At 68.7% G+C, this 19,380-nt stretch carries 13 protein-coding genes; 4 read left to right on the top strand and 9 right to left on the bottom strand.

The genetic code is table 11. The annotated features are described in order from the left end of the window. The first annotated feature begins 5 nt into the window (after nt 1–5). The gene (gene gshB / locus IMX13_RS16295) at nt 6–953 is read left to right on the top strand and encodes a glutathione synthase (RefSeq protein WP_053518927.1); all 948 of its coding nucleotides are present in this window, start codon (nt 6–8) and stop codon (nt 951–953) included. Then, nucleotides 953–1,837: an energy transducer TonB gene (locus IMX13_RS16290; RefSeq protein WP_193396743.1), complete on the top strand. Its 885-nt coding sequence runs from the start codon at nt 953–955 to the stop codon at nt 1,835–1,837. Before gshB ends, IMX13_RS16290 begins: the two co-directional genes overlap by 1 nt. A 143-nt stretch (nt 1,838–1,980) precedes the next feature. On the opposite strand, the gene tsaB is transcribed toward IMX13_RS16290, so the two are convergent. The 8 genes from tsaB to IMX13_RS16250 all read right to left on the bottom strand — a co-directional run bounded on the left by tsaB (nt 1,981) and on the right by IMX13_RS16250 (nt 13,762). Beyond that, nucleotides 1,981–2,694, bottom strand: a complete 714-nt coding sequence (gene tsaB, locus IMX13_RS16285; RefSeq protein ID WP_193396742.1) for a tRNA (adenosine(37)-N6)-threonylcarbamoyltransferase complex dimerization subunit type 1 TsaB — start codon at nt 2,692–2,694, stop codon at nt 1,981–1,983. A 9-nt stretch (nt 2,695–2,703) separates the two neighbouring features. Then, nucleotides 2,704–4,746: an ATP-dependent DNA helicase gene (locus IMX13_RS16280; RefSeq protein WP_053518932.1), complete on the bottom strand. Its 2,043-nt coding sequence runs from the start codon at nt 4,744–4,746 to the stop codon at nt 2,704–2,706. A 202-nt stretch (nt 4,747–4,948) separates the two neighbouring features. Then, nucleotides 4,949–5,488, bottom strand: a complete 540-nt coding sequence (locus tag IMX13_RS16275; protein WP_065174783.1) for a hypothetical protein — start codon at nt 5,486–5,488, stop codon at nt 4,949–4,951. Further along, nucleotides 5,485–7,926 carry a penicillin-binding protein 1B gene (gene mrcB / locus IMX13_RS16270; RefSeq protein WP_065174782.1) on the bottom strand — a complete coding sequence of 814 codons (2,442 nt, stop codon included), beginning with the start codon at nt 7,924–7,926 and terminating at the stop codon, nt 5,485–5,487. The genes IMX13_RS16275 and mrcB overlap by 4 nt, the downstream gene beginning before the upstream one ends. A gap of 75 nt (nt 7,927–8,001) precedes the next feature. Beyond that, nucleotides 8,002–8,946: a glycosyltransferase family 2 protein gene (locus tag IMX13_RS16265; RefSeq protein WP_074899585.1), complete on the bottom strand. Its 945-nt coding sequence runs from the start codon at nt 8,944–8,946 to the stop codon at nt 8,002–8,004. After that, a complete protein-coding gene (locus IMX13_RS16260) occupies nt 8,943–9,935 on the bottom strand; it encodes a glycosyltransferase (RefSeq protein WP_193396741.1) in 993 nt (330 codons plus the stop codon). Before IMX13_RS16260 ends, IMX13_RS16265 begins: the two co-directional genes overlap by 4 nt. Nucleotides 9,936–10,003: 68 nt before the next feature. Then, the gene (locus tag IMX13_RS16255; protein ID WP_193396740.1) at nt 10,004–11,575 is read right to left on the bottom strand and encodes a hypothetical protein; all 1,572 of its coding nucleotides are present in this window, start codon (nt 11,573–11,575) and stop codon (nt 10,004–10,006) included. Between the two features lie 30 nt (nt 11,576–11,605). Then, on the bottom strand, nt 11,606–13,762 hold the full coding sequence (locus tag IMX13_RS16250) for a bifunctional (p)ppGpp synthetase/guanosine-3',5'-bis(diphosphate) 3'-pyrophosphohydrolase (protein WP_193396739.1): 2,157 nt from the start codon (nt 13,760–13,762) through the stop codon (nt 11,606–11,608). A 129-nt stretch (nt 13,763–13,891) separates the two neighbouring features. On the opposite strand from IMX13_RS16250, the gene IMX13_RS16245 reads away from it, so the two are divergent. Continuing rightward, a complete protein-coding gene (locus IMX13_RS16245) occupies nt 13,892–14,428 on the top strand; it encodes a hypothetical protein (RefSeq protein ID WP_193396738.1) in 537 nt (178 codons plus the stop codon). 46 nt (nt 14,429–14,474) lie between these two features. Here IMX13_RS16245 and hrpA read toward each other — a convergent pair whose 3' ends face one another. Further along, nucleotides 14,475–18,557 (bottom strand): ATP-dependent RNA helicase HrpA, encoded by a 4,083-nt coding sequence (gene hrpA / locus IMX13_RS16240; RefSeq protein WP_193396737.1) that lies wholly within the window; start codon nt 18,555–18,557, stop codon nt 14,475–14,477. An 87-nt stretch (nt 18,558–18,644) separates the two neighbouring features. On the opposite strand from hrpA, the gene IMX13_RS16235 reads away from it, so the two are divergent. Next, a complete protein-coding gene (locus tag IMX13_RS16235) occupies nt 18,645–19,193 on the top strand; it encodes a Dps family protein (RefSeq protein WP_053518946.1) in 549 nt (182 codons plus the stop codon). Nucleotides 19,194–19,380: the final 187 nt, after the last annotated feature.

Here is a 19,380-nt window from a genome sequence, read left to right as displayed (position 1 = left end):
CGCCCATGCCGTTGAACGTCATCGTGGTGATGGACCCCATCGCCCACATCAAGATCGCCAAGGACACCACCTTCGCCATGCTGCTGGAAGCCCAGCGCCGCGGCCATGCCCTGCACTACGTGCGGCCGGGCGGACTGGCCCTGGAAGGTGGCGTGGCGGTGGCCCAGACCGCCCCGCTGCGGGTCCGCGACGACCCCGCCGGCTGGTACGAGCTGGGCGGGTTCAGCAGGACCGAGTTCGGTCCCGGCCAGATCGTGCTGATGCGCAAGGATCCGCCGGTCGATGCCGAATACGTCTACGACACCCAGGTGCTGGACGTGGCCGCTGCGGCTGGCGCCTGCGTGGTCAACAATCCGCAGGGCCTGCGCGACTACAACGAGAAACTGGCCGCGCTGCTGTTCCCGCAGTGCTGTCCGCCGACCCTGGTCAGCCGCGACGCCAAGGCCTTGAAGGCCTTCGCACTGGAACATGGGCAGGCCGTGCTGAAGCCCCTGGATGGCATGGGAGGGCGCTCGATCTTCCGCAGCGGCCAGGGCGACCCGAACCTGAACGTGATTCTGGAAACGTTGACCGACGGCGGACGCAGGCTGGCGCTGGCACAGAAGTTCATCCCGGACATCAGTGCCGGCGACAAGCGCATCCTGCTGATTGACGGCGAGCCGGTCGACTACTGCCTGGCGCGCATTCCGCAGGGCGACGAGTTCCGCGGCAACCTGGCCGCTGGCGGGCGCGGCGAAGGCCGTCCGCTGAGCGAGCGCGACCGCTGGATCGCCGCGCAGGTGGGACCGGAAATGAAGCGCCGCGGCATGCGCTTCGTCGGCCTGGATGTGATCGGCGACTACCTGACCGAAGTCAATGTCACCAGCCCCACCTGCGTGCGCGAACTGGACGCGCAGTACGGCCTGAACATCGCCGGCACGCTGTTCGACGCGCTCGAGGCCGGCCTGCGCTGATGCCCGCCGCACCCGCCGTCCTGCCACCGCCGCCGCGCGAAGCGCAGCGGCTGGGTGCCACCCTCACCCTGTCGGTGCTGGTCCACGTCCTGCTGATCCTGGGGGTGGGTTTCGCCGTGAAGGGCGAGGCCCCACTGGTGCCCACGCTGGAAGTGATCTTCAGCCAGACCCGCACCGCGCTGACGCCGAAGCAGGCGGACTTCCTGGCCGCCGCCAGCCAGGAAGGCGGCGGTGACCACGACCGCGCGCAGCGTCCGCGCGACAACCAGGCCGGGATCGTGCCGCAGGCCCAGGCCGGGGTCAGCCCGGTGCCACAGCAGCAGCAATCCGCAGCGCCCGTGCCACCGCCGCAGGCCCGGGTGGTCAGCAGCCGCAATGGCCAGGACACGGTGGCACGTGCGCAGGCCCAGCCAACGCCACTGGAACCGGTGCCGGACGCACCGATGACCGCACGCGAGAAGCGCGATGCGGAGATGGCGCGGCTGGCGGCCGAGGTCCACCTGCGCTCGGCGCAGTACGCCAAGCGACCGAACCGCAAATTCGTCTCGGCCAGCACGCGCGAGTATGCCTATGCCAATTACCTGCGCGCCTGGGTCGACCGCGCCGAGCAGGTGGGCAACCTGAACTATCCGGACGAGGCACGGCAACGCCGTCTCGGCGGCCAGGTGGTCATCAGCGTTGGCGTGCGTCGCGATGGCAGTGTGGAAAGCAGCCGCATCCTGCGTTCAAGCGGAACACCGCTGCTGGATGAGGCCGCGCTGCGGGTGGTGACGCTGGCACAGCCGTTCCCGCCGCTGCCGCGTACCGAGGACGGAATCGACATCCTGCAGGTCACCCGCACGTGGGTGTTCCTGCCCGGCGGCGAACTGCGCGACGACCGGTAGGGGGTGTTGCCCGGGCCTGCGGCCCGGGACCCGCTGAAGGCAACGGCAACGGCAACGGCAACAGCAAAAGCGGCGGTCAGTGTAGTGACGCCTGGCGGGGCGGTGCCGGGCGGTGGGGACGCCGCAGGTACGTCTGTGCAGGCTCAGCCGTTGGCCTTCGCCTTGGCCTCGCGCGCGGCCTGCTGCTCGACCAGGGTCAAGGCCACGTTGTCGCGCAGGTAGGCCGGTTCCACCCTCTCCGGCGCGATGCCCTCGCCACGTGCCAAGGCCGGCACCGCCAACGCCAGCACGTCCGATGCCCGCGGCAGCGCCGCGGCGTCGACCCCCCGCAGGCCCGCCCCCAACTGCGTGACCAGCGCGCCCTCGGCCGCACCGAATCCCGTGCCGACACCGAACACCGACAGATCGTCCGGCAACGCTACTGCGGCCGGTGCGCACACCCGCTCTGCATCGCACGGCATCGGCAGGCCGTCCACGCGCTCGAAACGCGCGACGTAGAGTTCGCCCATCCGTGCATCGATCGCCGACAGGATCTGCCTTTCTTCTGCCGGCGCACGCAGCGCCAGCACCTGCAGGGTCGATACCGGCAGCAGCGGACGGTCCAACGCCAGTGCGATGCCCTGGGCAAGGGCGATCGCCAGGCGCACCCCGGTGAAGGCACCCGGACCACGACTGAGTGCGATGCCATCGAGCTGGCGGCGGCTGATACCGGCCTCGGCCAGCAGCGCGTCGGCCCACGGCAGGCTCAGCTCGGCATGCCGACGCGGGGCGATCTCGAAGCGTTCCAGGACCTGCCCGTCTACGTGCAGGGCAACGGAACAGGCTTCGGTGGCGGTTTCAAAGGCGAGCAGTTTCATCGGGTCGGATCAGAACAGGGGGAACGTGCCACCCGGGGCGGGGTGCGTGGCCGCCACAGGGACGTCCGGCGCCCCAGCATCGGTCGCGGGGTGCCATTGTGGCGCAAAGAAGGACTGCACATCGGCCAGACTGCGGGTACGGCGGAAAGGTGGCAGCGAATCGAGGAAGATCCGGCCATAGCCACGGTTGAGCAGACGCGGGTCGCACAGCACCAGCACGCCGCGATCGCTCTCACTGCGGATCAGCCGGCCGACGCCCTGCTTCAGCGCGATCACGGCCTGCGGCAGCTGCTCGTCGCGGAACGGATTGCCCCCCTGGCTGCGGATCGCCTCCAGCCGCGCCTCGTAGACCGGATCGTCCGGCGCGGCAAAGGGCAGCTTGTCGATCACCACGACGCTCAATGCTTCGCCGACCACGTCCACCCCTTCGCGGAAACTGGCCGAGCCCAGCAGCACGCCGTTGCCGGAATCGCGGAACTGCTGCAGCAAGGTGGCGCGCGGCGCCTCGCCCTGCACGAACAGCGGCCACGGCCCATCGCGCAGCGCCTCGGCCGCTTCGCGCAGGGCCCGGTGCGAGGCGAACAGCAGGAATGCACGGCCCTGCGAGGCCTGCAGCACCGGCCGCAGGACCTGGATGAGCGAGGTGCCGAACCCCCGCGCGGCGGGATCGGGCAGGCCTTCGGGCAGGTAGCACAGTGCCTGCTCGGGCCAGTTGAATGGACTGGACTGGACCAGTGTCTGCGGATCATCCAGGCCGAGCCGGCGGGCGATGTGATCGAAGCCACCACCGACGGTCAGCGTCGCCGACGTGAAGATCCATGCGGCACGACTGCGCTCGCGATGCTCACGCAGCGGACCGGACACATCCATCGGCGTGCGCTGGCAGCGGAATCCGCGCGGGGTAAGTTCGTACCAGAGCACATCGGCGCTCGCCGCCTGCGCAGGGTCGGCATCGAAATCAAGCGCCGGTTCGTCATCGCCCAGCCAGCGCCCCAGACGCGATACCGCCTCGCGCGCACGTGCGTGGCAGGCATCGAGGCCTGCGGCGGCTTCGCGCAGCGGCTGCAGCGCCTGCTCCAGATTCACCAGACCGGTCATCACCGCATCAAAGCCATCGCGCACCTGCGGCATCGCCAGTGCGCGCCACTGCGTGCCACGGGATGGCAGGCCATCCATGGCCGAGCGCAGCGCACGCAGTGCCTCCTGCAGCTGATCGACCGGCGCCTGCAGCGCTGACTGTGCGCCACCGACACCGCGCGCCTCGGCCAGACAGTCCCGGCCCAGCTCCTGCCAGGGTCGCATGCCGAAGCCTTCACCGAAGAACTGCGCTGCCAGTTCAGGCAACTGGTGCGCCTCATCGATGACGAAGGCCTGTGCGCCCGGCAGCAGCTCTCCGAAGCCCTCCTGCTTCAGCGCAAGATCGGCCAGCAGAAGATGATGGTTGACCACCACCACGTCCGCAGCCTGTGCGCGTTGCCGCGCGCGCACCACGAAGCAGTCATCCCAGAACGGACACTCGGTGCCCAGGCAGTTGTCGACGGTGGAGGTAACCATCGGCAGCAAGGGTGAGTCATCGGCCAGGCCTTCCAGTTCCGCGATGTCGCCATGTTCGGAACGACCGGACCAGGCCAGGATGCGCTGGAACTGCGCCGCCTGCTCCGGGCTGGAGAAGCGTGGCTCGCCACGCGCCTGCTGCAGGCGGTAACGGCACAGGTAATTGCTACGCCCCTTCAGCAGCGCGCTGCGCAGGCCGACCCCCAGTGCCTGGCGCACGCGTGGCAGGTCGCGATGGTAGAGCTGGTCCTGCAGCGCGCGGGTACCGGTGGAAATGATCGTGCGCAGGCCGGACAGCAGCACCGGCACCAGGTAGGCGAAGGTCTTGCCGGTGCCGGTGCCGGCCTCGGCCAGCAGCAGGTCGCGCTGCTGCAGCGCATCGGCGATGGCCTCGGTCAGGCGCAGCTGTGCCGGACGCGGGACGAAGGCATCCAGGTGCGAGGCAAGCGCGCCGCCTGCGCTGAGTGCTTCGCGGCTGGCGTGGACAAGGTCGGACATCAGACGGAAAGGATACCGGGCCGGGCGCTGCCCGGCACCCGTTTGTAGCGTCGAGCTTGCTCGACTGAACTGGAAGGGGTCAGAGCCGTTTCCTTTCGGAAAACGGCTCTGACCCCATCGCGAGCGCGCGACCGGCTTCTGATCTTTCTGTTCTCGCCCGCGGCCCGCGCGGCGTGTGACGCGCCCGATGGAGGGGAATACCTCAGTACCGCTTGATGCCCGGTACCGTGCACCCTTCCAGCTGTGCATGCGCCGACACCGCGTTCTCCTTCTCCCCGCGCGCCAGCCGTGACTGCTCGATCGTCGCCCAGTGGCGCCGGCACAGCGGCCCGGTCTTCGACCCCAGATCGATGGCCTTGCGCGCGAACGTCTCCGCCTCCGACCACTTGCCCTGCAGCAGGGCGATTTCGGCCCGCTCCTGCAGCACTGCGGGGTCTGCGGCGACGATCTGCAGCGCCTGGTCCAGGCTGGCGGCGGCGGCCGGCAGATCGTTGGCCTGGCGCTGCGTCAGCGCGGTCTGGCGCAGATCCTCAACTTGTGGATCGCGCAGCGGCTGCACCGACAGTTCCTTGTCATCCGGTCCCGCCGCCGCTTCGACCGCAGCCAGGCGCTGCACCGGCGTGGTGGTAGCGGCGACCGGCTTGACCACCGGCGGCGCGCTGCTGACACAGGCGGCCAGCACCACAGTGAGGCCGGCCAGGGTGAGCGGATGCAGGAAAGTTCGAAGCGTCATCGGATTCATCGACTCGGAGGAGGAGTGGTCGCCGCCGGCGCGGCTGCGGGTTCTTCCGCCGGTTCCGGCTTGCGATCCAGGCCGAACCAGCTGCGCCAGCCACCGCCTTCGCTGCCGGCGCCGTCCTGGGCTTCGGGCGAAACCGCCGGCGCGCAGGGCGCATATGCCGGCGCATAGCCGACCACGAACGGGAAGCGCCGCGCGCCCGGACAGCCCTCATCGGTACTGTTGGTGCCGCTGGCGGCGATCGGCTGCCAGTCCAGCCCCTTGTTGCTGACCCGCAGCGGCGCGCTCGGCAGGCGCTGGAAGATGCCCGACCACACGCGCATCGCACCGGTGGCGCCATACAGCCCGGCCTGCTCGTTCTGGTCGTTGCCCATCCAGATCACCGCCAGGTGGTCGCCGGTGTAGCCGGCATACCAGCTGTCGCGGCCATCATTGGTGGTACCGGTCTTGCCGGCCGGCTGCAGGCGGCCCAGGCCGTCTGCGTTGAGGCGCTGCGCGGTGCCGCTGGCAACCACCTGCTGCAGGCCGATGCTGATCAGGTTGGCCGCGATCGAATCGCCTTCCTGTGCCGGCGCAGGCGACTTGTCATAGCGCTTGAGCAGCTTGCCCTGCGGATCAAGCACGCCACGCACCGCGTGCAACGGCTGGATCTCGCCGCCCGAGGCCAGGAACTGGTACAGCTGCGCCATCGCATACGGGCTCTGGTCGGTCGAGCCGAGAATCACGGCCGGATTCGGTTCGGCCTTGATGCCGGCCAGTACGTGGATCAGCTGGGTCACACGCTCTGGACCGACCTGCATGCCGACCCGCACCGTGGCCTGGTTGTAGGAATTGGCCAGCGCATCGATCAGCCGCACGGTGCCATGGCTGCGGTTGTCCGCATTGCCCGGGCTCCAGTTGCGGCCACGGCTCAACTGGACGGTCACCGGCGAATCGTCAACCCAGCTCGCCAGCGAGTAGCGGTCTGGCTGGGCCAGCGCCAGCAGGTATACGAACGGCTTGAGCAGCGAGCCGACCGGTCGCTGCGCCTCGATGGCGCGGTTGAAGCCGACCTCGGAGACCTCGCGGCTGCCGATCACTGCCAGCACGTCGCCGTTATGCACATCGGTCAGCACCATGCCGGCCTGCAGCTCGGGACGGCGCTTGCTCTCCAGCGACTTGATGGTACGGGTCACAGCGCCTTCGGCGTAGGCCTGCGCGGACGGCGACATGCCGGTCATGACGCTCAGGCCCGCGCCCTGCAGTGCGGACTCGGGATAATCGTGGCCGAGCTGGCGACGGACCAGATCGACATAGGCCGGGAAGCGGTTGGCGGCGACCAGGCCCGGTGTCTTCGGCACCCCCAGCGGAGCCTTCAGCGCCCGCTGGTATTCGGCATCGTCGATCAGCGCCGCTTCGCGCAGCTTGCCCAGCACGAAGTTGCGACGATCCAGCGCCCGTTCCGGGTTGCGCCGCGGGTCGTAGTAGGACGGGCCCTTGACCAGGCCGATCAACAGCGCGATGTGCTCGGTTTCCAGCGACGACAGGTCGCGGCCGAACCAGAATTCGGCGCCGGAGGACATGCCATGGATCGCCTGGCTGCCGCGCTGGCCCAGGTACACCTGGTTCAGATACGCCTCGAAAATGGTGCGCTTGTCGTAACGCGCTTCCATGATCAACGCATACAGCACTTCATTGAACTTGCGGGTGAGGGTCTGCTCCTTGCCGATGCCGAGCAGGCCGCTGCGGGCCAGCTGCTGGGTCAGCGTGGACGCACCCTGCCGGCTCTGCCCGCCGGAACGGACGGTCACCCAGACCGCACGGGCGATGCCCGACAGGTCGATGCCGTGATGGCGGTTGAAGTCCTTGTCCTCCACCGCCTGCAGGCCGGTCACCAGCAGGTCCGGCGCCTCGTCCATGCGGATCAGGCGACGCTCTTCCTGCTTCTGGCCGTACAGCGTGGCGATGCGTGCCGGATCCAGGCGGGCGGCCTTGAGCGCCTTGCGGCTGTCGGCATCGCGCAGCGACGCGACGGTGCCGCCAGCGAGCGACAGCTCGACGCGACGCGCGGCCACCCGGCCATCGACGTCGGCGTAGCCACGGCTGGCAATGACGAAGCGGCCACCCTTCACCGCGTAGGTGGCCGGCTCCCTGCCTTCGCCGTCATCGCGGTAGGCGGACGCGGCCAGTTCGGTCTTCAGGGTCGCCGCATCCATCGCCTTGCCGGGCGTCAGCACCAGCGGGCGGGCGTAGACACGGGTCGGGATCTGCCAGCGCAGCTCTCCGAAACGCTGGGTCACCTGCTGGTTGAGGTACAGGGTGTACGGGATCAGGAAACCCAGTCCCAGTGCGACCGCTGCCATGCTCCAGGTGATCAGCCTGCGTCGCCAGGGCGAGCTGCCGCCCTCCTGGTCGTCGTCGTCGAAATCGTCGTGGTCGTCGGAATCGTAGCGTCGGGGCACGGGAAAAGCATGGCAGGGGCGTCAGCGGAGTCTACCCCAGCCCTTTCCCCAAGACAGGTTCGATCGGTCGTCCGTTCAGCGATGGCCCGGCGGCAGCGGACCGGCCCGGCCGCGGATGCCGTCCCACAGCCCCTTCAACATGAACCGCAACCGAATCCAGCGCGGCGCCAGGAACAGCCCGTTGCCCACCAGCTTCAGCAGCAGGCGTGGCACGTCCTGCGCGATCCAGACCCGCGGCGTATAGGCGCGCCCGTAGAGCAGCACGCGGTTGCGCATGATGAAATACAGGCGGAACGGCTTGTGCACGATCACGCCGTCCGGCTTCGCCCGCGACGGCAGCAGTTCCTCGCCGATGCTGTGGCTCATCTGCGCATCGCAGATTCCGTACAGCGCGTGGCCACTGCGTTTGGCGCGGAAGCACCAGTCCATGTCCAGGTTGTCGATGAACAGGCTTTCGTCCATCGCACCGATGTCACGCAGCGCCGACATCGGCACCAGCGATCCGGACGTGATGAGGAAGTCGCAGGAGATGCGCTGGCCCGGGCCGCCACGCAGCTTGTGGTTGAAGGGGAAGCCGAAGCGGACGAACGGGGCGAGCATGCCGCTGCGTGCGTCGCGGAACTGCGGTCCCACCGCAGCGATCCGCTCATTGCCCGCCAGCTCGACCAGCGCGGTGCCCAGCACGTCGACCATGCCTGGCTCCAGCACACTGTCCTGGTCCATCAGCAGCACGTAGTCGAACCCCAACGACTGCGCCTGCTCGTACGACCGGTTCAGCGCACTGCCGAGCCCGACGTTGTGCGGCGAAGCCAGCAGGCTGATGCCGGGCGCCGCGCCCAGCAGCGCTTGCACATCCACACCTCGGCTGCCGTTGTCGAACACCACCAGATGCCCGACCTGCTGCAGCACGCTGTCGACCACCCGCCGCAGCAACTCCGGATCGGGGCCATAAGTGACGATCACGGCGCAGACGCGGTGCGCGTCGAAGGCAGCACGGGCTGCCGGCATCTGCGAAGTCATTGGATTCCCTGCACGAGGTCGCTGGCTGCCGAACGCAGTCCATTGGAAAAGCGATGATAGCGGCCACTGCCCAGCTCACGGGCGATGTGCAGCATGCGGGACGGCAGCCGGGCTGGCGCGCAGGCCCGCGCCTCGGCATGGCGCAGACGCTGGTCCAGTGTCGCCAACTGTGCGGCATCCAGTGCCGGCCGGCCCAGCCGCGCCTGCTCCTGCAACGAGCGCAGGCGGGCCAACGCCGCCGCGAGATAGGTGCGGCGCGCGGAACCACTGCCCACGGCCCGCTCCAGCAGCCCGCGCTGGCGCGCGCCCACCTGGTTGTCGCCATGCTGCCGGTAGTCGGTGGTGATCGCTTCGATGCTGTCCAGGCCACCACTTACCGCCGCCACCAGCGCCAGCCATTCGTCGTGGATCCAGCCCTTGGCCACCGGCAGCGCCTGCGTGATCAGGCCACGCCGCAGCGCGGTCACGGCGCCGGTCACCAGATTGCGGCCCATCAGCAGCTCGAAGCCTTCACCGCGGTGTTCACGGTCCAGGTCGCGGCGGCTGATCGACAGCGCCTGGAACAGGGTCGCCGGCAGCGGCCGGCCCTGCGCATCGACCAGCCGTGCATCGCTGTGCATCAGTTGTACCGTGGGCCGCGCGGCGAACGCCTGCAGGAAGGTGGCGACCTTGTCGGCATGCCACACATCGTCCTGGTCGCACAGGAAGACGATGTCGCCGCTGCAGGCCGACAACGCGGTTTCGAAATTGCGCACGTAACCGACGTTCTGCTCCTGCTGCCGCAGCACCACCTCGATGCCGGCCGCGCGCAGCGCTTCGGCCTCGTGCAGGAGCACGGCCCAGGTACCATCAACAGAAGCATCGTCGACCACCACCACCTGTGTCGGCAGTACGCTCTGCGCGGCGATGCTGCGCAGTTGGGCGGCGACATGGCGCTCACCCTGCCAGGTACACAAGGCAACGGAGACGGTGGGTGCGACGCTGGACATGTTCTGGGGAGCGGCCGGAGCGGCTGGACTATACCCGACTGGCACCCCCGGCACGAATGGTCGTCGCATCAGTGCGGCTGTGGCTCGCCACCTGCGCGCCGCAGCCGCTCCTCGAACGGCGGCAGTTCGGCCAGGTCCGGTTGCAGCTGCCGCGCCTGCCCCGCGGCATGCACGGCAAATGCCAGATCACCACTGCCAAGCCGTTCGCTGCCTATCGCCAGCCAGCGCTGGGCCAGGCGCAGCCGTGCGGGCGGCAACCCGGCGTCGGTCGGCGCCAGCGTCTGCCACGCCTGCAGGCAGGCCCCGGCAGCCTGCACGCGGTTCTGCCGCAGGTTGTCGTCGAAGCACTGGCGGCTGGCCGGCAGCAGCCGCGTGGCAGCTGCTTTCACGCGGGTGTCGCGTGGGGCCAGCGACTGCGCTTCGCGCAGCGCATCGAAGGCGCTGTGCCCGGGCGGACTGATCCATTGCCCTGCACGCTCGGCGCGTTCGACCTGGCGCAGGTGATCACGCAGCTGCCGCTCGCGCTGGCTGCTGCTGATCGATGGCTGCTGCAGGGCCTGCTGCGCCTGCCGTGCACGCTGCAGGCGCTGCTCGAGCTGCTGCCTGGCCGCTGCCGAGGCACCCAGCGACGCTGCCAATGCGGCATCGCGCTGTGCCGCCTCGAACTGGAAGTCATCGGCCCGCTTCTGGCTGCGTGCGAGGACCGCCTGCAGTGTCTGCTCCCGGCCGCGCTGGGCACTGGGATCGTCGGCCGCCACCGCCAGGACCGCCTGGAAGCCCGCCGCCGCCGCTTCCAGCTGCTGTCGTTTCAACGCACGCTGCGCCTGCCGCAATCGCTGATCCATCGCCTGCGCCAATGCTTCCTGGCTGGCCGGCAGGTCGGCGTGCCCGGCATCGAACTGACGTGCCCGCTGCACCACCGCGGCCGCGTCGGCCAGATCACCTCGCGCGGCCAGGGCACGCGCCTGCTGCAGCAGGTCACTCAGTGCATCCTCGCGACCTTCCAGCGCCGATAGGTTGTCCGGCTGCAGGGCCAGAATGCGCTGGAACATCGGCAGGGCGCTGCTGTCGCCGTCATCCAGGCGCCCGGCGGCGAGTGCGTTGCGCGCCTGCGCAAGCATCGCGCCAATCCCTGCCCCGGCCGTGCGACGTGCCTGCAGCTGGCGCGCCAGCGCATCGGTCTGGCTCTGCGGCACCTGCAGCTCGCGTGCCAGCGCCAAGGCCTGCGCACTGGCGTCCAGATCCCCGGCCTGCAGCCGGTCCCGCGCCTGCTGCAACGCAGCGGCACCGGTCCGTGCCAGGCCCTCGCGCGCCTGCGGGCGATCGCCGTCGAGCGCAAGCGCGGCCTGGTAGCGCTCGCGCGCACCACTGCCATCGGTGGCGGTCAGCCGTCCCGCCGCCAGCGCACGATCACCTTCGGCCAGCAGCTGTTCGATCTGCGGTTCGTCCCAGAACCAGTCCGCCAGCGGCTTGCGCAGCAGCACCAGCAGCACGAACACCGCCATCGCCGCCACCAGCGCCCAGCGCCAGACCCGGCGCGCATGCCGCGCCTGCAGCCACCACCAACGTCCTTCACGGCGGACGCGGTCCAGCGCAGGATGTTCGGCGCCGTGAGGGCGATGCGGAGGCTCGCGTTCCATGCGTGCAGGGTAGCCGGGGTGGCGTGAAGCTCAGCCGAGGCGACGTGCCTCGCTGACACCGGGCAAGGCATCGAGCTTGCCCAGCAGCGTCGACAGCTGGCCGTAATCGCTCACCTTCAGCCGCAGGCGCAGGTGGGCGCGGCCGCTGTTGCGCACGTTGTCGCTGTGGATGTCGAGCACGTAGGCGTCTTCCTGGGCGATCAGGTTGGTGATGTCCTTCAGCAGCCAGCGGCGATCGACCGCATCGACCACCACGTCCACTTCGTAACCGCCGCCCGCCTGCCCCCATTCCACCGGCAGGATGCGTTGCGGGCTGGCCGCGGCAAGGCGGGCCAGCGCTGCACAGTCTGCGCGATGCACCGTGACACCCCGGCTACGGGTCAGGTAGCCGACGATGGGTTCGCCCGCCACCGGCTGGCAGCAGCGTGCCAGCTGCACCAGCAGGTTGCCCACGCCCTGCACGGTGAACTTGGACTTGCCCAGGTTCTCGCGCCGTGCGGTCGGGCGTGGCAGGGTCGGCGGCGGCGCTGGCTGGCTGGCCGCACGTTCGGCCTCCAGCAGCGCGCGGCTGATCTGGTTGGGGCCGGTATCGCCCAGCGCCACCTGGATGTACAGGTCGTCGACGCTGTCGGCATGGAACTTCTTCGCCGCGGCCGCCAGATCCGAATGCTGCAGCCCGAGCCGCTTGAGCTCGCGCTCCAGCAGTTCGCGGCCGGCCTGCACGTTGCGCGCGCGGTCGAGCTTGTGGAACCAGCTGCGTACCTTCTCGCGCGAGCGGTTGCTGGCCAGGAAGCCGTTGGCCGGTATCAGCCAGTCGCGGCGCGGATCGGCCTCCTTGCCGGTAAGGATCTCCACCCGGTCGCCGCTGCGCAGGCGGTAGGTCAACGGCACGATGCGGCCGTTCACCTTGGCGCCGCGGCAGCGGTGTCCCACCATGGTGTGCACCTGGTAGGCGAAGTCCAGTGGCGTGGCCCCCTGCGGCAGATCCAGCACTTCGTCCTTCGGGCTCAGCGCATAGACGCGGTCCTCGGTGAGCTCCGCATCCAGTGCCCCGGCCAGTTCATTGCCCTGCCCGTCCTGCGCCTGCTCCAGCAGCTGGCGCATCCAGGTGATCTTGCGGTCGAAGGCCTTTTCGGCGCCCTTGCCACCTTCCTTGTACTTCCAGTGCGCAGCCACGCCCAGTTCGGCCTGCGCATGCATCTCGTGGGTGCGGATCTGCACTTCGATGGTGCGCCCTTCCGGGCCGACGACGGCGGTGTGCAGCGAACGGTAGTCGTTGGCCTTGGGTCGGGCGATGTAATCATCGAACTCGCTCGGCACCGGCGCCCACAGCGCGTGCACCACGCCCAGCACGGCGTAGCAGGCCGCGACGTCGTCGACCATCACCCGCACCGCACGGATGTCATACAGCTGGTCGAACGCCAGCCGCTTCTTCTGCATCTTCCGCCAGATGCTGTAGATGTGCTTCGGCCGCCCGCTGACCTCGGCCTTGATGCCCTGGGCCGACAGTTCGCGCGAGAGCACCTTCTTGACGTTCTCGACGTAACGCTCGCGGGCGATGCGCGTTTCATCCACCTCGCGGGCGATGCGTCGGTAGGTGTCCGGCTCCAGATGGCGGAACGCCAGGTCTTCCAGCTCCCACTTCAGCTGCCAGATGCCCAGGCGGTTGGCCAGCGGGGCATGGATGTCGCGGGTCAGCTGGGCCAGCGCGCGGCGCTGCTCCTCCTCCAGCCTGTCGGCCGCGCGCATGCGCGCCAGCTGCCGCGCCAGCAGGATCGGCACCACCCGCAGGTCGCGGATGATCGCCAGCAGCAGCCGGCGCAGGCCCTCACTGTTGCGTCCTGCCTCGCGACCGGCGTGCAGCGCCCATACCGGGTCGGCCGCGTCCTGGCCGTCGAGCAGGCCGATCACCGCCGCCCGGTGGCTGCCAAGCGGCAACTGCTCCAGGTGGGCGCGCAGGCCGGGCAGGTCGAACAGCAGGGCCGCGACCACCGCGCCTTCGTCCGCCGAGAGCATTGACAGGGCATCGAGGGTGTCGCCCAGCACCGACCAGCTGGCGCGCATCTGCGTGTCAGTCCCGGCAGCTTCCCAGTACTCACGCAGGGCCTGGCGCAGCGGAGCGGGCAGCACCGCTGCCGAGGGACGGTTCAACAAGGCATCCAGGCCGGGGACGGAAGCGCGGTTCACAGCATCGAGCAGGCAAGACAGAGGCCCCTACACTAGCGCCGGCACCGTTCAGGGACAATCGCCATCGCTGCATCGCCGGGCATGAGCACATGCCGCTACACTCGCGGGCAAACCCCGGAGAGACCTGTCATGCCTTCCATTGTCCTGCGCGCCCGTCCACAGCTGCTGGCCTGTGCCGCCGTGCTGCTATCCCTGTCCGCGCCCGCCCTGGCGCAGCGCGTGGTGGAGGGCGATCTGCAGCAGCAGATGTCACCGGCCGAGTTCAAGGCCGCCGGCCTTGACAAGCTCAGCGCCGCCGAACTGGCCTCGCTCAACCGCTGGCTGCAGGGCAAGGTCGAAGCCGCTGCCACCGAGGCGGTCGCCGCCGTGCGCGAGGAAGCGCGCGAGGAGGGGCGACAGGAAGTGATCCGCAAGAACCGTGGCTTCTTCGACTTCGGCAGCAATGAGCCGATCACCGGTGTGCTGCAGGGCGAGTTCCGCGGCTTCGGCAAGGGCCGCGTCTATTCGCTGGACAACGGCCAGCAATGGGAACAGACCGACACGACGTCAATTTCCGGTGTCCGCAGGCAATCGCCCAAGGTCAGCATCACCCCGGGCGTGATGGGTGTGTGGTACCTGAAGGTCCAGGGCGTCAATACCCAGCCCAAGGTCCGTCGCACCAAGTAACGCGCAACCCGTCCGAATGCAGCCGGGCACTGCCCGGCTGCACGCTTCATGCCTGGCGCAGTGCCGCCACCCGCTGTGCCAGCTTCTTGGCCGAGATGCCAGTGCGCGCCCCCAGTTCCTGGGCGAACAGCGAAACCCGCAGCTCCTCCAGATCCCAGCGCAGCGCCTGCCACTGTGGCCGCTCGCGCAGGCCCTGCTGTTCACCGGCAGCCAGCGCCTCCAGGAACGGATGCAGTTCCAGCATGCGCGCCTGGTCACGTGGCGGGTCACGCTTGGCACGTTCGGTGCGAAGGATCATCGCCTTCAGGTAACGGGGATACTGGGCCAGCGCATCAGCCGGTGTATCGCGCAGGAAGCCGGGGTGGATCAGTCCCGCCAGCTGCGCTTCCATGTCGTCCAGGTTGCCCCGTGCCCAGCCCATCAACGGCGCTTCCAGCATCGGCTTCAGTTCCGCCACCAGCGCCAGGATGGTCTCGGCCAGCTTCAGCCGCGACATCGCCTCGCCGAACAGGGCCTTGGCTGCATGCTCGCGGCGCTGTTCGAAGGCCGCCGCATCGCGGATGCTTTCCAGTCCTTCGGCCAGCACGGCGTTCATCGCCGCATCCACCAGATCGCCTCGCAGGCGCTCCTGCGATTCGATCGCCGCATACAACAGGCCCGTCTTGGCACCGACCGGCAGCTGCTTGCGGGCCTGCTTGACCTTGTCGGCCAGGGCGATCTCCAGCAGGCGGCGCACGCCCAGTGGGTGGGCCTCCTCTGCCTGCTGGCGGTCGGCGAAGATGCGCAGGGCCACACTGTCACCCTCGTCCAGCAGCGCCGGATAGGCGGGCACGCCCGCCTCACCGGGTACCTGCAGTGGAATCGGCGCAGCCGGGAAGGTGCGCAGCCCATCGGCCGCCATCTCGCGACCGGCACGCGCGGCAAAGGCATCACCGGCTCGGCCGCCGAATCGCGCCCGCAACGCGTCGAGGTCACGTGAGGTGGCCAGCACCTTGCCCTGCTCGTCGCGCAGTCGCAGATTCATGTGCAGATGCGGCTCGATGGAATCCGGCTCGAAATCAGTCGCCGCGACTGGGGCGCCGGTCGCGCGCGACAGGAAGCGTGCCAGTTCGCCGGTGATCGCATCGGCACTGGCATTGGGGAACGCCTCATGGAACGCACGGCCGAAATCCGGGGCCGGCACATAATTGCGGCGCATCGCCTTGGGCAGGCTGCGGATCAGCGCTGCCGCCTTGTCGGCGACGAAGCCTGGCGCCAGCCAGCCCAACTGCACTGGATCGAGCGCGTTGAGCAGGTGCAGCGGCACCTCCAGGGTGACACCATCATCTTCGGCACCTGGCTCGAAACGGTAGTGCAGCGGCAGCCTTGCCTGGCCCAGCGGCAGATACTTCGGATAACGCTCCTGTTCGCTGCCTTCGCCCGGCAGCAGGTCCGCCAGCGTCCAGTGCAGCCCCTTGCGCTGTGCGGGCGGCAGTTCCTTCCACCACGCGTCCAGGCCGGATGCCGAATGGATGTGGGGGGGAACCCGGTCCAGATACCAGCGCGCCTGCCAGTTTTCATCGGCAACGATGCCGGCCCGGCGCAGCTTGGCTTCTTCCTCGCGCGCCACCTCCAGCACCTTCTGGTTGTCTGCCACGAAGCTGGCGCGGGTGTTGATCTCGCCGGTCACCAGCGCCTGCCGCACGAAGATGTCGTGCGCCTCGCCGGGTGCGATGCGTCCGTAATGCACCGGCTTCTTCGGCGCCAGCACCAGACCGAACAGGCTGATCTGTTCCGATGCCAGCACCTGGCCCTGCGCACGCGACCAATGCGGGTCGAAGTGCTTGCGCAGGAGCAGGTGCGGCAGCTCGGCAATCACCCAGTCCGGCTCGATCGCCGCCAGGGTCATGCCCCACACCTTCTGCGTGTCGAGCAGGTTGGCCACCAGCAACCAGGGGGGTGGCCGCTTGGACAGCACGGAACCGGGGAACGGCAGGAAGCGGCGCTGGCGCGGCGCGAGGAAATCCCCCTTCTCGGTGCGATGGCCGATCTGCGTAGGCAGGCCCGCCACCAGTGCACGATGCAGCGTCTGATAGGCCGAAGCCCGCACGCGTTCACTGAAGCCGCCGCCGGCAGGCGCCTGCTCTTTCTGCGCCCGCGCCGCCACCGGCGCCGGCACGGCGTCTGCCTTGCCCTCGCGGGCCAGGCGGGCAGCGCGGTGCAGCTGGCCCCGCGTGGCTTTCACCGCTGCCGCGTCATCACGTGCGGCCGCCGGCGCACTGCTGCCCGCCAGCAACGGTGCCATCGATGCTTCCACGGGCTCTTCCTTCCAGCCCAGCTCCTCGCACAGCAGGCGTAGTTGGCGATGCAGCTCGCGCCACTCGCGCATGCGCAGGAATCCAAGGAAATGCCGCCCGCACCAGTCGCGCAGCTTGGACTGGGTCAGGTCTTCATGGGCCTGCCGGTAGGCATCCCACAGGCGCAGCACGCCGACGAACTCGGAGCGGCCGTCGGCGAACTGGGCATGCGCGGTGTCGGCGCCCCCCCGTGCCTCGGCCGGTCGCTCGCGCGGGTCCTGGATGCCCAGGAACGAGGCGATCACCAGCATCGGCCGCAGGCAGCCGGCCGCCTGTGCCGCCACCAGCATGCGTGCCAGCTTCACATCCACCGGCAGGCGCGCCATCTGCTTGCCGATCGCGGTCATGCGCCGCTGGCTGTCGATCGCGCCCAGCTCGGTCAGCTGCTGCCAGCCATCGGCCACCGCACGTTCGTCCGGTGCTTCCAGGAAAGGAAAATCCTCGATGCGGCCCAGACCCAACTGCAGCATGCGCAGGATCACCCCGGCCAGGCTGGAGCGACGGATTTCCGGATCGGTGAACTCCGGCCGGGCCTGGAAATCGGCCTCCGCATACAGGCGATAGCAGATGCCCTCGGCGATACGGCCGCAGCGGCCCTTGCGCTGGTTGGCGCTGGCCTGCGAGATCGGCTCGATGTGCAAGCGGTCAAGCTTGTTGCGCGGGCTGTAACGCTTGACGCGGGCGAAGCCCGGATCGACCACATAACGGATACGCGGCACCGTCAGCGAGGTCTCGGCAACGTTGGTGGCCAGCACGATGCGCCGGTTCGGCCCGGGGTTGAACACCCGGTCCTGGTCCTGGTTGGACAGCCGTGCATACAACGGCAGCACCTCGGTATTGCGGTACCGGCGTCGCTCCAGCGACTGGTGGGCGTCGCGGATCTCACGTTCACCCGGCAGGAAGATCAGCACATCGCCCCGCGCGTCCAGGCGCGTGATCTCGTCGATCGCCGACACGATCGCATCGTTGACGGTGCGTTCGCCCTCCTGCTCGCCCTCGCCTTCCAGCGCGCGGTAGCGCACCTCGACCGGATAGGTACGGCCCTCCACGCTGATCACCGGCGCGTCGTCGAAATGCTGGGCGAAACGGTCGGTGTCGATGGTGGCCGAGGTGACGATCAGTTTCAGGTCCGGCCGCTTGCGCAGCAGCTGCTTCAGATAGCCGAGCAGGAAGTCGATGTTGAGGCTGCGTTCATGCGCTTCATCGACGATGATCGTGTCGTAGTTCGACAGCCAGCGGTCGCTGGCGATCTCCGCCAGCAGGATGCCGTCGGTCATGAACTTGATGCGGCTGTCCTCGCTGACCTTGTCGTTGAAGCGCACCTGGTAGCCGACCAGCTGGCCCAGCTCGCTCTGCAGCTCCTGTGCCACGCGGCTGGCCACCGCGCGTGCGGCGATCCGGCGCGGCTGGGTGCAACCGATCATGCCGGCCTGGCCACGGCCGGCGGCCAGGCACAGCTTGGGCAGCTGGGTGGTCTTGCCCGAGCCCGTTTCGCCCGCGATCACCACCACCTGGTGATCCCGGATCAGCGCGATGATGGCATCGGCTTCACGCGCAATCGGCAGCTGGGGGTCCAGAGTAATGGCTGGTTGCTGCTGCGCCCGTTTCTGCCGGCGCTGCACCGATGCCTGCAAGGCCTGCTCGAAGGTAGCAGCCAGTGCCGCATCCTGTGGCTTGGCCTGGCAACGCGAGAGCATCCCCAGCAAACGGCCCCGGTCGCGGCTCATTGCGCCGTCGATGGCGGCGCGCTGTTGGCGCAGGCGGGACTGCGGCATTTTGTCGATAGCGTTCATCAATCGGTTCGTTTAAAACTTTGAAAGCAAACAGTCGTCAAGACTGATTTATTGTGAAGACCAACGATTCCACAAAGGAGGAACCCCATGGCGAAGACCAAGAGCCCGACCAAGGCCAAGACCGGCAAGCAGAAGCTTGCCGCTGCGGCGCCGTCGGCCCCCAATATCGATATCGGGATCACCCAGGGCGACCGCAAGAAGATCGCCGACGGTCTGTCGCGCTTCCAGGCTGACGCGTTCACGCTCTACCTGAAGACGCACAACTTCCACTGGAACGTGACCGGGTCGATGTTCAACTCGCTGCACACCATGTTTGAAACACAGTACACCGAGCAATGGGCGGCCCTGGACGATGTGGCCGAGCGCATCCGCGCGCTGGGCTTCAATGCCCCGGGCTCCTACCGGGAGTTCGCTGCGCTGACCTCGATCGCCGAGGAGCCGGGCCTGACCGACAGTGCAGACTGGCGGGAAATGGTACGCCAGTTGGTGGTCGCCAACGAAGCGGTCTGCCGTACGGCGCGTGAAGTGCTGGAGGTGGCGGCCAAGGGCGATGATGCCCCGACCGAGGATCTGATGACCCAGCGCCTGCAGACCCACGAGAAGTATGCGTGGATGCTGCGCTCCCTGCTGCAGTAAGGGTTGGGGGGTGTTCGGCAGGGCTGCGCCCTGCACCCGCAGAAGCAACTGCAACGGCAACGGCCGGAGCAAAAGCGGGTTTCCTGTGGGTTGGCGGGGTGGGTCCGGTTGCGGGGGACGCCGCAAGTACGTCCCTGTAGGCTCGGTCGCGCCATCCATGGCGCTCACGCCCCCGCAACCGGACCCA

This window comes from Stenotrophomonas sp. B2, assembly GCF_014947095.1.
GTDB classification, from domain to species: domain Bacteria; phylum Pseudomonadota; class Gammaproteobacteria; order Xanthomonadales; family Xanthomonadaceae; genus Stenotrophomonas; species Stenotrophomonas maltophilia_P.
This window is presented reverse-complemented; position numbering and strand designations above follow the sequence as displayed.

What these genes read in the sequence shown, in the direction of transcription:
- IMX13_RS16245 (WP_193396738.1), top strand. Translation starts at nt 13,892, where the DNA reads ATGCCTTCCATTGTCCTGCGCGCCCGTCCACAGCTGCTGGCCTGTGCC.
- tsaB (WP_193396742.1), bottom strand. Translation starts at nt 2,694, where the DNA reads ATGAAACTGCTCGCCTTTGAAACCGCCACCGAAGCCTGTTCCGTTGCC.
- IMX13_RS16275 (WP_065174783.1), bottom strand. Translation starts at nt 5,488, where the DNA reads ATGAATCCGATGACGCTTCGAACTTTCCTGCATCCGCTCACCCTGGCC.
- IMX13_RS16255 (WP_193396740.1), bottom strand. Translation starts at nt 11,575, where the DNA reads ATGGAACGCGAGCCTCCGCATCGCCCTCACGGCGCCGAACATCCTGCG.
- IMX13_RS16235 (WP_053518946.1), top strand. Translation starts at nt 18,645, where the DNA reads ATGGCGAAGACCAAGAGCCCGACCAAGGCCAAGACCGGCAAGCAGAAG.
- gshB (WP_053518927.1), top strand. Translation starts at nt 6, where the DNA reads ATGCCGTTGAACGTCATCGTGGTGATGGACCCCATCGCCCACATCAAG.
- IMX13_RS16280 (WP_053518932.1), bottom strand. Translation starts at nt 4,746, where the DNA reads ATGTCCGACCTTGTCCACGCCAGCCGCGAAGCACTCAGCGCAGGCGGC.
- hrpA (WP_193396737.1), bottom strand. Translation starts at nt 18,557, where the DNA reads ATGAACGCTATCGACAAAATGCCGCAGTCCCGCCTGCGCCAACAGCGC.
- IMX13_RS16290 (WP_193396743.1), top strand. Translation starts at nt 953, where the DNA reads ATGCCCGCCGCACCCGCCGTCCTGCCACCGCCGCCGCGCGAAGCGCAG.
- IMX13_RS16260 (WP_193396741.1), bottom strand. Translation starts at nt 9,935, where the DNA reads ATGTCCAGCGTCGCACCCACCGTCTCCGTTGCCTTGTGTACCTGGCAG.
- IMX13_RS16265 (WP_074899585.1), bottom strand. Translation starts at nt 8,946, where the DNA reads ATGACTTCGCAGATGCCGGCAGCCCGTGCTGCCTTCGACGCGCACCGC.